The 13,135-nt window shown below is 68.1% G+C and carries 11 protein-coding genes; 6 read left to right on the top strand and 5 right to left on the bottom strand.

Going from position 1 to position 13,135, the window contains the following annotated elements; all coding sequences use genetic code 11:
* The first annotated feature begins 1 nt into the window (after position 1).
* Complete coding sequence (locus AC1RM6_RS28485; RefSeq protein WP_493107685.1) at positions 2-496, top strand: c-type cytochrome; 495 nt, start codon at positions 2-4, stop codon at positions 494-496.
* A gap of 119 nt (positions 497-615) precedes the next feature.
* Positions 616-1,305: a cytochrome b/b6 domain-containing protein gene (locus AC1RM6_RS28480; protein WP_493107683.1), complete on the top strand. Its 690-nt coding sequence runs from the start codon at positions 616-618 to the stop codon at positions 1,303-1,305.
* 44 nt (positions 1,306-1,349) lie between these two features.
* Here the strand turns inward: AC1RM6_RS28480 and AC1RM6_RS28475 are convergent, their stop codons facing one another.
* Together AC1RM6_RS28475 and AC1RM6_RS28470 are read right to left on the bottom strand one after the other, a co-directional pair.
* Positions 1,350-4,931 (bottom strand): ABC transporter permease/M1 family aminopeptidase, encoded by a 3,582-nt coding sequence (locus AC1RM6_RS28475; RefSeq protein ID WP_493107681.1) that lies wholly within the window; start codon positions 4,929-4,931, stop codon positions 1,350-1,352.
* Between the two features lie 14 nt (positions 4,932-4,945).
* Positions 4,946-5,824: an ABC transporter ATP-binding protein gene (locus AC1RM6_RS28470; RefSeq protein ID WP_493107679.1), complete on the bottom strand. Its 879-nt coding sequence runs from the start codon at positions 5,822-5,824 to the stop codon at positions 4,946-4,948.
* Positions 5,825-5,992: 168 nt separating this feature from the next.
* Here AC1RM6_RS28470 and AC1RM6_RS28465 point away from each other — a divergent pair, with 168 nt between their 5' ends.
* Positions 5,993-6,967, top strand: a complete 975-nt coding sequence (locus tag AC1RM6_RS28465; protein ID WP_493107677.1) for a 2-hydroxyacid dehydrogenase — start codon at positions 5,993-5,995, stop codon at positions 6,965-6,967.
* 364 nt (positions 6,968-7,331) lie between these two features.
* On the opposite strand, the gene AC1RM6_RS28460 is transcribed toward AC1RM6_RS28465, so the two are convergent.
* Together AC1RM6_RS28460 and AC1RM6_RS28455 are read right to left on the bottom strand one after the other, a co-directional pair.
* Positions 7,332-8,369: a S66 peptidase family protein gene (locus AC1RM6_RS28460; RefSeq protein WP_493107675.1), complete on the bottom strand. Its 1,038-nt coding sequence runs from the start codon at positions 8,367-8,369 to the stop codon at positions 7,332-7,334.
* 157 nt (positions 8,370-8,526) lie between these two features.
* Positions 8,527-8,949: a MerR family transcriptional regulator gene (locus tag AC1RM6_RS28455; protein ID WP_493107673.1), complete on the bottom strand. Its 423-nt coding sequence runs from the start codon at positions 8,947-8,949 to the stop codon at positions 8,527-8,529.
* A 41-nt stretch (positions 8,950-8,990) separates the two neighbouring features.
* Here AC1RM6_RS28455 and AC1RM6_RS28450 point away from each other — a divergent pair, with 41 nt between their 5' ends.
* The 3 genes from AC1RM6_RS28450 to AC1RM6_RS28440 are packed head-to-tail and all read left to right on the top strand — an operon-like array spanning position 8,991 to position 12,510.
* The gene (locus AC1RM6_RS28450; protein WP_493107671.1) at positions 8,991-9,737 is read left to right on the top strand and encodes a MauE/DoxX family redox-associated membrane protein; all 747 of its coding nucleotides are present in this window, start codon (positions 8,991-8,993) and stop codon (positions 9,735-9,737) included.
* Positions 9,734-11,506, top strand: a complete 1,773-nt coding sequence (locus AC1RM6_RS28445; RefSeq protein WP_493107669.1) for a copper resistance system multicopper oxidase — start codon at positions 9,734-9,736, stop codon at positions 11,504-11,506. The genes AC1RM6_RS28450 and AC1RM6_RS28445 overlap by 4 nt, the downstream gene beginning before the upstream one ends.
* Positions 11,503-12,510 (top strand): copper resistance protein B, encoded by a 1,008-nt coding sequence (locus AC1RM6_RS28440; RefSeq protein WP_493107667.1) that lies wholly within the window; start codon positions 11,503-11,505, stop codon positions 12,508-12,510. Before AC1RM6_RS28445 ends, AC1RM6_RS28440 begins: the two co-directional genes overlap by 4 nt.
* Before the next feature lie 45 nt (positions 12,511-12,555).
* Here AC1RM6_RS28440 and AC1RM6_RS28435 read toward each other — a convergent pair whose 3' ends face one another.
* Complete coding sequence (locus tag AC1RM6_RS28435) at positions 12,556-12,966, bottom strand: DUF1330 domain-containing protein (RefSeq protein WP_493107665.1); 411 nt, start codon at positions 12,964-12,966, stop codon at positions 12,556-12,558.
* Positions 12,967-13,135: the final 169 nt, after the last annotated feature.

The raw sequence follows: 13,135 nt of genomic DNA, 5'->3' as shown, positions 1-13,135 counted from the left end.
GATGATCGCACCACGCCCTGCCCGGATCCTGCTCGCCGCCGCCCTCGCCATAATCGTCCCCGCGCTGGCGATGACCGGCCCGCTCGCCGCCGCCCCGGCGCCGGCGCCGACCGGCAAGGCCGCGGTCGCCGCGCGCCAGGCCGGCTACAAGAAGATGGGCGCGGCGATGAAGGCGCTCAACGACCAGCTCAAGACCGACGCCCCGGCCAAGCCGGTGATCCTCGACGCCGCCCGCACCGTCGCGGTCACCGCGCGCGAACAGCCCCGGCTGTTCCCCGCCGGCAGCGGCGCCTCGGCCGGCGTCCCCACCGACGCGCTGCCGGCGATCTGGACCAGCCGCGCCGACTTCGACGCCAAGATGACCGCTTTGCTGACCGAATCGGCCAAGCTCCAGACGGTTGCCGCCACCGGCGACATCGCCGCGATCCGCGTCCAGGCCAAGGCAACCGGCGGCACCTGCGCCGCCTGCCACCGCGCCTACCGCGCCGACAATTGACCCACTAGATCCTCCCCATCGCAGATGGGGAGGGGGACCACCCGCAGGGTGGTGGAGGGGTCTCCGACCTCGAGGCCGGAACCATCGTCGACATTCTGCACACCCGCCCGGAGCCCTCGATGCCGCCCGCCGAAGCCCCTACGCAGCCCCGCCGCGCTCCCATCTGGGACCTGCCCGTCCGCCTGTTCCACTGGCTGCTCGTCGCGCTGCTCGCCTTCTCCTGGTGGAGCGGCGAACAGCACGACATGGATTGGCATCGCCGCTCGGGCTACGCGATCCTCGCGCTGGTGGTCTTCCGCCTCTATTGGGGTTTCGCCGGCGGCCGCACCGCGCGCTTCAGCCATTTCCTGCGCGGTCCGCGCACCGCCTTCGCCTATCTGCGCAGCCTCGGCCGGCGCCCCTACCGGCCCGGCCCCGGCCACAACCCGATCGGCGGCTGGAGCGTGGTGCTGATGCTCGCGGCGCTCGGCGCGATGGTCGTCGCCGGCCTGTTCGCGGTCGATGTCGACGGCCTCGAATCGGGCCCGCTCGCCGACTATGTCAGCTTCGACCAGGGCCGCACCGCCGCCGACATCCACGGCCTGATCTTCAACATCCTGCTCGGCCTCGTCGCGCTCCACATCCTCGCGATCCTCGCTTACCTCATCGCCCTGCGCCAGAACCTGATCGCCCCGATGATCCACGGCCGCCGCCGCATCGCCGCCGGCGACACTGCCGAGCCCCTCGGCGCCTCCCCGTGGAAAGCCCTGACCGGCATCGCCCTGGCCGCCGCCCTCGCCTACGCGGTCTCCACCGGCTTCCGCCTCTGATGCGGGGACGCCATAGCTAATTCACCAGGCGGCCGGAGCCTCATTCACTCCACCGCCACGACATTGTCGTCCGAGTTCCGGTCGATCCGCTTGTTATACGGATCGACCCCGACATAGGTCGGCGCCTTCGCGGTCACGAAGTGCAGCACCTGGCTGCCCGAGCGGATCGGCACCCGCTGCATCGACAGGACATTCTTCGCGTCGAAGCTCGCGCGCCCCGGCATCGCCGTGAACAGCCCGACCTCGATCGCCTCGGCCATCGGCGCCTCGGTCTCGACCCCCTTGCCGGTCGCGTAGAGCTTCTTCCCGTCGACCGTCATCGCCACGTCGTAGCGGCCGTCGGCGCGCCTGGTCACCTTCGGGTCGTGCGCCTTGAGGTCGTACAGGGTGATCCGTTCGAACAGGTCGGTGATCAGCGCCTGCTGCGCCGGGGTGGTCGCCTCCTTGCGGAACTCGGCGATCAGGTCGAGCGAGCGCGGATAGGGGGCGCCCTTGAAGCGGAAGCGCGCGAGGAAGCGACGCAGCGCGGCATTGACCTTCGCCTCGCCCAGTTCGTCCTTGAGCAGATACATCACCAGCGAACCCTTGCGGTAATGGATATAGCCCTGGTCCTCGACCCGGTAGAGCGGCAGTTCCTCGATCGCCTCGCCGCCGCGGCTGCGCAGATAGCGGTCGAGCTCATATTTGAGGAAGCGGCGGATCCGGTCGGGGCCGTATTTCTTCTCCATCACCATCAGCGCCGAATATTGGGCGAGCGTCTCGACCAGCATCGTCCCGCCCTGCATGTCGGCCGAGATCTCCTGATCCGCCCACCATTGATGGCCCAGTTCGTGCGCGGTCACATAGGTGACATAGTCGATCTTCTCGGGGTCCGAGAGATCGGCGATGAAGCCGATCGCCTCGGAATAGGGCATCGTCCCGGCAAAGGCCTGGGCGAAGCGTTCATAGCCCGGAAATTCGATGATCCGCGCCTGCTTGAACTGATAAGGCCCGAAATTGGGCTCGTAATAATCGAGCCCCGCCGCCAGCGCGTCGAGCATCCGGTCGACGTTCATCGGATGATGCGCGTCATAATAGACCACCAGGTCGACATCGCCATGCCGGCGATGCTTCTCCTGATAATGCGCCGACTGCACCGAGAAGAAATCGAGGACCGGTGCGTCGGTGACGAAATGGGCGGTGCGCCGGCCGTTCGCGGTCACGTCGGACACCCGGTTGCCCGGCGCGATCGGGGTCTGGTCGGCGTCGGTGATCACGGTGATGTCGGCATTCACCCAGCCGGCATGGCCGACATAGGTGAAGCGCGTCGCCGCCATATCCTCGAGCTTGGCCGGGCGCAGTTCGGGCGGCAGCCCATATTTGCGCCGCTTGGTGCGATCGGTCAGCAGCGCGTCGCGGGTCATGCCGATCTGCGGCGCGAATTCGCTGTTGTTGACGAAGGTGCCGTTGTCGACCACCCGCCGCTCGTTGCCGGCGTTGCGGAAGCCGCGCTGCGCGCGCAGCGTCTCGAAGCCGACCGTCATGGCCGCGCCCGGCGCCAGCGGGGTCGCGAGGCGATAGATGCGATAGCCGAAGCGCGGCCATTCGCGCTTCAGCGTCGCGCCCGCTATGTCGAGCCGGACGATCTCGAGATCGCGGCTGGCGCTGCGGATATGGAGCTCGGCGATCGGCGCGGCGGTGCGGTTGACCATCCGATAGCTGCCCCGGGTGCGCAGCGACGGCACATGCGGCCGCACGTCGACCACCAGCTTGACGTCGGTCACCTCGGGCTGCGGCACGCTGTGGAACGGGTAGAGTGCCTTTTCATAATCGGCCGCCCAGCGCTCGTCGTCGATGCCGGTGCGATAGTCGTTCCAGACATGGGTGTTGGTATAGATCCACGCGCCCGTGCCGATCGCGACCAGCAGCGCCGCTGCGCCGATCAGGCCCGCGGTCCCCTTGAGCCGGCGCGGCGCGCGGCGAAGCCGCGGCATCAGCCGGGTCTCGGTGCCGCGCCGCCACAGCACATGCGCCGCGACCAGCATCACCAGCGCGATCGCGCCATAATAGAGCCGGAACCAGCTCGCCCCGATCCAGAATTTGCCGAGCCCGTTCATGTCCGAGATCAGCACCTGCGGGCCGCGGCCATATTGGTAGAGATTGTCGGCCCAGCCGATATTGGTCAGCGTGATCGTCGCGATCAGGTAGAGCACCATGATGCCCCAGCCGACGAACTTGTGCGGGGAGAGCGCCTGGACGAACACCGCCAGCACCGCGAGCAGGGTGAAGTCGATCGCTTCGGGCAGGATGTACCAGAGCAGATAATGGCCGATCTCGAACTGGGTCCAGCCGCGGATCAGCTGGGCGAACATGCCGCCGACCATGCTGATCGCCAGTGCCGACAGCATCACCAGCATCACCGCCAGCGTCTTGGGCACCACGAACGCCCAGTCGGGCAGCGCGGTCGCGTCGATGATCTCATGGGTCTTGCGGTCGCGCTCGCGCCACACCAGCTCGCCCGAATAATAGATCGCGATGATCAGCGGGATGATGCCGAAGGCGCCGCGCAGCGTGTCGATCACTTCGCGCGTCACCGGCAGCGCCTCGGTACCGAACAGGTCGCCCGGCGACAGCAGCGATCCCATCGCGTTGAGCAGGCCCAGCGCCATCAGCACGACGAAGGCCGGGCTCTTCAACACCTGGACGAACTCGATCCGGGTTCGCGCCGCGAGCTGGGCGCGGGCGGTGACGGCATCGAAGCGCGGCGCCGGCAGCGGACCGGCCGGCATTTGCGGCGGCGTGGCATCGGCGAGCTCGGCGAGCGCCTGCTTCTTCGATGGCTTCTTCCCCTTCACCCCGAAGCGGAACAGCGCGAAGGCGCCGGCAAGCGACGCGGCGGCGATGCCCATCCACAGCGCCTTGTTCCACAGGAAGATGCCGGTCAGCGGCGGCAACAGCGTGTTGCGTTCGGTCGCGGTCCAATATTTGGTCGCCAGCTCGAACGCGCCGAAACCGAGCGGCTCGCCATAAGCGAGCGGGGTTTCGAACTGCGGCAGCTTGCCGAGCACGCCGGTCGCCAGAAAGAACAGGATCAGAAAGGCGACCACCCCGACATAGGTCGCCATCATCGACCGGGTGACCGTCGCCAGCATGAAGAACAGCGCCGATGTCGTCAGGATGTTCGGCGCCGCGAACACGAAGAAGGCGAAGGCATAGTCGCCGATCCGGTTCGGCCCCAGCGTGTCGGGATCGACCCACGGCATCCACGATCCGACGACGATCGCCGCCGGCACGCTCAGAAAGGCGAGCAGCGCCGCGCCATAGGCGCCGGCGAACCGCCCGAACAGATAGGCGGCCTTGGTGATCCGCGTCGTCCGCACGATCGGCCCGAATCCGCTCTCGTCGTCGCGGACGATGACGTTGGCGACGAAGGCGGTCGTCACGAACATGAAGAACAGGCTCCAGATCAGGTGGATCTGGACGATCGCATAAGGCGCGTTCTTGTGGGTGTTGCCGCCCGATCCGATCTGCACCTGCGGGATCGTGATCGACGCGAAGGTCAGCAGGAAGAAGATACCGACCGTCACCCAGAAGACCGGGTTGCGGAGCTGGTAGCGGAACTCGAAGCCCGCGATCTTGGCGAACATGCGCGCGTCTCCGTTCAGGCCGCGCGGCGCGAGGCGGCGAGCGTCGAGAAATAGACGTCCTCGAGCCCGCCTTCGGCCGGGCTGAACCCCTCGCCGGGCGAGGTCGGCGACAGGACATGGATCACCGTGCGGCCGGCGAACAGCCGGGTCGAGATCACCATATGCGCCGCGGCATGCGCATCGAGCTCGCTACGGTCGATCACCTTCTGCCACACCTGGCCGCGGCTCTCGGCCATCAGCGCGACCGGCGCCCCCTGCAGCAATATCCTGCCGCCCGCGAGCACCGCCATCAGCGGACAGAGATCGGCGACGTCCTCGACGATGTGGGTCGACAGGATCACCACCACCTGTTCGCCGATCTCGGCGAGCAGGTTGAGGAAGCGGTTGCGCTCCTCTGGGTCGAGCCCGGCGGTGGGCTCGTCGACGATGATCAGCCGCGGATTGCCGATCAGCGCCTGGGCGATTCCGAAGCGCTGGCGCATCCCGCCCGAAAAGCCCGCCAGCGCCTTCTTGCGCACCGCCCACAGATTGACCTGGTTGAGCAGCGCCTCGACCACCGCCTTGCGCTCGGCGCGGTCGCCGATGCCCTTGAGCACCGCCATATGATCGAGCATGTCATAGGCCGACACCCGCGGATAGACGCCGAAATCCTGCGGCAGATAGCCCAGCGTCCGCCGCAGCGCCTCGGGCTCGGCGATCACGTCGAGCCCGTCGAAGACGATCGTCCCCGATGTCGGCGTCTGCAGCGTCGCGATCGTCCGCATCAGCGTCGACTTGCCCGCGCCGTTCGGCCCAAGCAGCCCGAACATCCCGCGCGGCACGTCGAGCGTCACCCCGTCGAGCGCGCGCGTGCCATTGGCATAGACATGGGTGAGATCGCGGATTTCCAGCATATTCGGCCCCTGAAATTTCCCCGAACATGCCCCGGTGCCTTACTCCTGTAAAGCACCCCTTAATGTCGGGACACTATGCCTTATTCGTCCGCCCCCGGCGGCACCCCGTGCCCCAAACCCGACGACGCCCCGCGCGCATCGCCCGCCCAGCCTCTATAGCCGGACGCCATGGACCGAATCGACATCCTCATGACCGCGCCGATGCTGCCGTCGGTCGTCGCCGCGCTCGACGCCGCCTTCACCCTCCACCGACTCTGGGAAGCCCCCGACCCCGACGCGTTCCTCGCCGAGTTCGGCCCGCGCATCCGCGGGGTCGCCACCAGCACCCTCTACGGCCGGGTCGACGCGCGCCTGCTCGACAAGCTGCCCGCGCTCGAGATCGTCGCGAGCTTCGGGGTCGGCTACGACAATGTCGACGCCGCCTATGCCGCCGGCCGCGGGATCATCGTCACCAACACCCCGGGCGTGCTCGACGACGAGGTCGCCGACCTGACGATCGGCCTGCTGCTCGCGACCCTGCGCCGCATCCCCCAGGCCGACCGCTATCTGCGCGACGGCCGCTGGCCCGCCGCCAACTTCCCGCTCTCGCCGACCCTGCGCGGCCGCACGATCGGCATCGTCGGCCTCGGCGCGATCGGCAAGGCGATCGCCCGCCGTCTCGCCGGCTTCGACGTCGCGATCGCCTGGCACGGCCGCCATCCCCAGCCCGATGTCTCCTGGCCCCGCCACCCGACCCTGCTCGGCCTCGCCAAAGCCTCCGACGTGCTGATCGCGATCGTCCCCGGCGGCGCCGCCACCCGCCACCTGATCGACGCGACGGTGCTCGAGGCGCTCGGCCCCGACGGCGTGCTGATCAACGTCGCCCGCGGCAGCGTCGTCGACGAGACCGCGCTGATCGCCGCGCTGCGCTCGGGCACGATCCTCGCCGCCGGCCTCGACGTCTACGAGCACGAGCCCCAGGTGCCGCAGGCGCTGGTCGACCTCGACAATGTCGTGCTGCTCCCGCACATCGCCTCGGGCTCGGTCCACACCCGCGCCGCAATGGGGCAGTTGGTGGTCGACAATCTGACGGGCTGGTTCGGGGAAAGGCGACCGCTAACGCCGGTTGCAGAGGCTGCACATCTGGGACTGATAAACGGCTGAATGGGCGGCTAGCTGCCGGTCATGGACTGTAGAAAGTGCTTCCCTTGTTCGGCGCGGCTAGAAGCTGATGAAACCCAATCCGCCAAGCGTCTTCGATTGACATGATCGGAGTATCGCTACGCCAAATCGAAGCAGAAGCGCCCTGTGTGAACTCGTGCTCAAGACGGCGTAGCACCTTGTTGGCTGCCTTGGCTTGTGTGGCAGCATAGGCATGGCGGGTCGTATAGAAGCCGCGCTCCCCCTCGGATGCACATGGGTCGCTACCGTGAATCATGAATCGGTATAAGGGCATGCACCCAGCATCGACCATCGATTGAATGCCCGCAAGAGAGGCGAATGCGGCAGTTTGAAACACCTATATCGCTCAACCCACCGCGCTCTCCAGCATCGCGATGGTCCCCGCCTCGGCGTCGATCTCCGCCGCGATCCCCACCGGCAAACTATACTGGTTCGCGACATGCCCGAACAGCGCGCCCTGGAACGCCGGCACCCCGAGCGGCGCCAGATGTTGCGCGAGCACCTCGGACAATGTGAAGCCGCCATAAGACGGCCCGCTCGCCTTGCAGTCGGTGCACTGGCCGAACACCACCCCCTTCACTCGCCCCAATATCCCGGCGAGCGACAATTGGGTCAACATCCGGTCGATCCGGTACGGCGCCTCGTCGACATCCTCGATGAACAGGATCGCGCCGGTGAAATCGGGCAGATAGGGGGTGCCGACCAGCGCCGACAGCACCGTCAGATTGCCGCCGAGAAGCCGCCCTTGCGCCTTGCCCGGGCCGAAGACCCGCGGCACCCCGATCCGCTGTGCCAGCCGGTCCTCGCCGCCCACCGGCATCGGCCAGCGCGGCGCCTGCGCGTCGAACGCCACCGCGCGGAACGAATCCCACGACAGCTTGCCCCATGAACTCGCCGCATTGGGCCCGTGGATCGTCGTGAAACCGGCTCGCGCCGCGAAGGCGAGGTGCAGCGCGGTGATGTCGCTGAAGCCGATCAGCAGCTTGGGAGTCTTCGCGATCCTGGCGAAATCGAGATAGGGCAGGATCCGTGCACAGCCCCAGCCGCCGCGCACCGCGAACACCGCCCGCACATCGTCATCGGCGTACATCGCCTGGAGATCGGCCGCCCGGTCGCGGTCGCTTCCCGCCAGATAGCCGTTGCGCGCCATCAGATGCGGCGCGAGCCTGGGCACCAGCCCCATCGCGACGATCGACGCCTTGACCGCATCGAGGTCATACCCGTCGTCGGTGAACCCCGCCGGCTCGACCAGCCCGACCACGTCCCCCGGCCGCAGCCGCGGCGGCTTGCGCCAGCCCGGCCGCGCGGCGGCGGTCGGTGGAGGAAGCAGGGCGGCCGCCGCGAGCGCGCCAAGGCCGGTGAGCATGATCCGTCGGTTGGGCATGGCCGAGGCATAGCAAGCGGAGCAAGGAGAGGTACATCCCCTGCACGTCGTCCCAGCGAAGGCTGGGAGCCATGTCTCGTTCGACAGGAAATGCCATCTCAGGAGGAGAGAGACATGGACTCCAGCCTGCGCTGGAGCGACGATTATGGGGCAGCGCTCAATCGCAGCCGGACACCCCGCATCCCCCCGCCCCCTCGAACGCCGTCAATATCGGGCACGGCCCCTTTCCAACGCCGCCCCCACAATCCTCCGCCAGCCGCGCCAGCCACCTTTTCGCCCCTTCGAGCTCGGCGATCTTCGCATCGAGGGCGGCGATCCGCGCGGTCGCCAGCGCGTGCGCCCGCGCCCGGTCCTCCGAGGCGTCGAGCGACAGCAGCTCGCCGATCTCGTCGAGGGTGAAACCCGCCGCCTGCGCCGAGCGGATGAAGCGCAGCCGCCGCAGATCCTCGCCGTCATAGCGCCGGATCGCCCCGGCGCGCGGCGGTTCGGTCACCAGCCCGCGCCGCTGATAATAGCGGATCGTCTCGACCCCGACCCCACCCGCCTTCGCCAGCGCCCCGATCGTTATCGCTCCCGACATGCCTTGACTCCGTACCATGGTACGGCGGCTATACAGCGCGAATGACCGATCCCGCAAAGCCCAGAACCGCCACCCTCTACCGCATGGTGATGCCCGACCATGTCTGCCCGTTCGGGGTGAAGGCGCTCCATCTGCTGCGCAGCAACGGCTATGCGGTCGACGATCGCCGGCTCACCACCCGCGCCGAAACGGATGGCTTCAAGGCCGAACAGGGGGTGAAGACCACCCCGCAGATCTTCATCGACGGCGTCCGCATCGGCGGCCATGACGATCTGCGCCGCTTCCTCGGCAAGCCGGTCCATGATCCGAACGCCGCCAGCTATCGCCCGGTGATCGCCCTGTTCGCGATGACCGCGCTGATGGCGCTGGCCGCGAGCACCGCGCGGCTCGGCGCGCCCGTCACCGCGCAGGCGGCGATCTGGTTCATATCGTTCAGCATGTGCGTGCTCGCGATCCTCAAGCTCCAGGATATCGAGCGTTTCTCGAGCATGTTCCTCGGCTATGACCTGCTCGCCCGGCGCTGGGTCCCTTATGCCTATCTCTATCCCTTTGCCGAGGCGCTCGCCGGACTCCTGATGGCCGCCGGCCGCCTGCCCTGGCTGTCGGCGCCGATCGCGCTGTTCATCGGCGGGATCGGCGCCGTCTCGGTGGTCAAGGCGGTCTATATCGACCGGCGCGACATCACATGCGCCTGCGTCGGCGGGTCGAGCAAGGTGCCACTCGGTTTCGTGTCGCTCACCGAGAATCTGATGATGGTGGCGATGGCGCTGTACATGGTGGCGATGTGACCGAAACCCGGCTCGATCGCCGCGCCCTGCTGCGCGCCGCGGCGCTCGGCGGTGCCGGCCTCGCGCTCGGCCGCGCGAACCCCGGCTGGGCGCAGACCATCGCTCCCGGCCTCGCCGCGCCGACCGCAACCACCGACGAGATCGTTTTGCGGATCGCCCGCCAGACGATGACGATCGACGGCCGCCCGTCGCGCGCGATCGGCATCAACGGCACCGCCCCCGCCCCGCTGATCCGCCTGCGCGAGGGCCGGACCGCCCGCCTGCGGGTGATCAACGCGCTCGACCGCGACAGCTCGCTCCACTGGCACGGGCTGCTGGTGCCGTTCCAATATGACGGCGTCCCCGGGGTGTCCTTCCCCGGCATCGCCCCCGGCGCCGAATTCGTCTATGAATTTCCGGTCCGGCAGAGCGGCACCTACTGGTATCACAGCCATTCGGGCGGCCAGGAGCAGGAAGGCCTCTACGGCCCGATCGTCATCGACCCCGCCGGCCCCGATAGCATCGCCTGCGACCGCGACCATGTCGTGATGCTGTCCGACCATAGCGCGCAGAGCCCCGACACGATCTTCCGCAAGCTGAAAGTCCAGCCCGGTTATTATAATTATCAGCGCCAGACCCTCGCCGGGCTGCTCGCCGGCCGCGACCAGCCGGCCAAGGAACGGCGCGAATGGGGGGCGATGCGGATGGACCCCGCCGACATCGCCGACGTCACCGGCGCCGCCTACGCCTATCTCGTCAACGGCCATGGCCCGCGCGACAACTGGACCGGGCTGTTCGTGCCCGGCGAGCGGGTGCGGCTGCGCATCGTCAACGCCGCGGCGATGACCAGCTTCAACGTCCGCATCCCCGGCCTGCCGCTGACGATCGTCGCCGCCGACGGGCTCGCCGTCCGGCCGGTGACCGTCGACGAATTGCAGATCGGCGTCGCCGAAACCTATGACGTCATCGTCACCCCGACCGAGGACCGCGCCTTCACCCTGGTCGGCGAGAGCGTCGACCGGTCGGGGATGGCCCGCGCCACCCTCGCGCCGCGCGCGGGCATGACCGCCCCGGTCCCGCCGCTGCGCCCGCGCCCGCTCGCCACCATGACCGACATGGGGATGGGTGCGATGGGGGGAATGGACCATGGGGGCATGGACCATGGCGCGATGGACATGTCCGACATGCCCGGTATGGACCATGGCGCCATGGCAATGGACATGGGCGCAGGCTCGATGGGCATGCGCGACTTCGCCAATGCGCCGCAGGTCCGCAAAGGTCCCGGCGTCCAGACGATCGCACCGATGCCGGCCGACCGCACCGATTATCCCGGCCAGGGCCTCGAGGGTGTCGGCCACAGGGTGCTGACCTATCGCGACCTGATCGCGCTCGACCGCAACCCCGATATCCGCGCCCCCGGCCGCCAGTTCGACATCCACCTGACCGGCAACATGGAACGCTTCATGTGGTCGTTCGACGGGGTGAAGATGTCCGACACCCATATCCCTTTCGCCTTCGTCGAGGGCGAGCGGGTGCGGGTGAACCTGATCAACGACACGATGATGGCGCACCCGATCCATCTTCACGGCCATTTTTTCGAGCTGGTCACCGGCCATGGCGACCATGCCCCGCGCAAGCACACCGTGCTGGTCCAGCCGGGCGGGAAGGTCAGCTTCGATCTCACCGCCGACGCGGTCGGCGACTGGGCGTTCCACTGCCATATGCTCTACCACATGCTCGCCGGGATGATGCGGATCGTCAGCGTCCGCCCGCGCGGAGACGCGGCATGATCCGCTCATCGCTTGCGCTGGCCGCCGCGCTCCTCGTCGCGCCCCCCGCGCTCGCGCAGGATCACGGCATGCACGCCATGCCGGGCATGGCGATGCCTACGGCCCCCGAGCCCCCTGCCGATCATGGGACGATGGACCATAGCGCGATGGACCATGGTCAGATGGATCATGGCGCCATGCCCGACATGGACATGGGCGCCGACCATGAAGGCCACGACATGGCGGCGATGGGAGCCGGCGAGAAGGCCGGCACCGACCTGCCCCCCGGCAACGCCCCCGCCCCGGTCCCGCCGATGCCGCATCTGGCGGACATATATTGGGACTCCGTAGCGATGGCGCGGTCGCGCGACGTGATGATGCAGGACGAAGGCGGCGGCCGGCGCTTCGCCCAGATCATGGTCAACCTCGCCGAAGCCCAGGTCGGGAACGGCCGCGGCTATCGCTGGGAAGGCGAAGGCTGGTTCGGCGGCGACATCGATCGCTTCGTCGTCAAGAGCGAGGGCGAGGGCAAGTTCCGCGGCCCGGTCGAATCGGCCGAGGTCCAGGCGCTCTATGCCCACGCCATTGATCCCTATTTCAACCTCCAGGCCGGCATCCGCCACGACATCCGCCCGACCCCCGGCCGCAGTTTCGCGACGATCGGCATCGAGGGGCTGGCACCCTACTGGTTCGAGGTCGAAGCCGCCGCCTTTCTGTCGACCAAGGGCGATCTGCTCGGCCGGGTCGAAGCCTATTACGACCAGCGCATCACCCAGCGGCTGATCCTCCAGCCGCGCGTCGAGCTCAACCTGTCCGCCCAGCGCATCCCCGCGACCGGCCTCGGCACGGGGCTCACCAACGCCGAGATCGGCCTGCGCCTGCGCTACGAAACCGCCCGCGAATTCGCCCCCTATGTCGGCGTCTCGTGGGACCGCAAACTCGGCGCCACCGCCCGCCTCGCCCGCGCCGCCGGCGACACCCCCGGCGGCTTCGCGCTGGTGGCGGGAATCAGGGGCTGGTTCTGAGCTTCTCGATCCTCCCCATGCTTCGCATGGGGAGGATCGAGAAGCTCACGACGTCGTCTTCAGCCCCGATCCTCCGCCCACGCCCTCGACGATGAACACCCGCGACGTCGCCGCCTTGTGCCGGATATCCGCGAGCGCCCGATAATCGGGCGACGCCTCATAGGCCTGCGCCGCAGCGAGGCTCGGAAATTCCATGAGCACGATCCGCCCGGCCGGCGGCGCCCCCTCGACCGCGACGGTCTTCCCGCCGCGCGCGACATAGTTTCCGCCGAACTTCGCGAGCACCGGCGGCGTCGCGTCGGCATAGGTCTTGAAACCCACCGGATCGGTCACCGCGATCTCGGCGACGACATAGGCCTTGGACGGGGGCATATCCGCGGCGTGGAGCGCACCGACGGCCAGACCGCCGATAACGCTTCCGAACAGAGCGGCACAGAACAGCTTGCGGTCGACCATGACGAGTCCCCTTCGCCCGGAAGGCTGAGCGGACCGGGCTTAGGTGTCAATTGATCGCGCTTCCGTTAGAACAACCCGTCGCCCCGGCGGAGGCCCTAGGAGATTCACACATTTTTCAGGGCCCAGCCCTGAGCGATGGATTTGAAGGACTGGAGGCCATGTCGGAAGG

It is taken from the genome of Rhizorhabdus sp. GW822-FHT03C02 (assembly GCF_058801765.1).
This window is presented reverse-complemented; position numbering and strand designations above follow the sequence as displayed.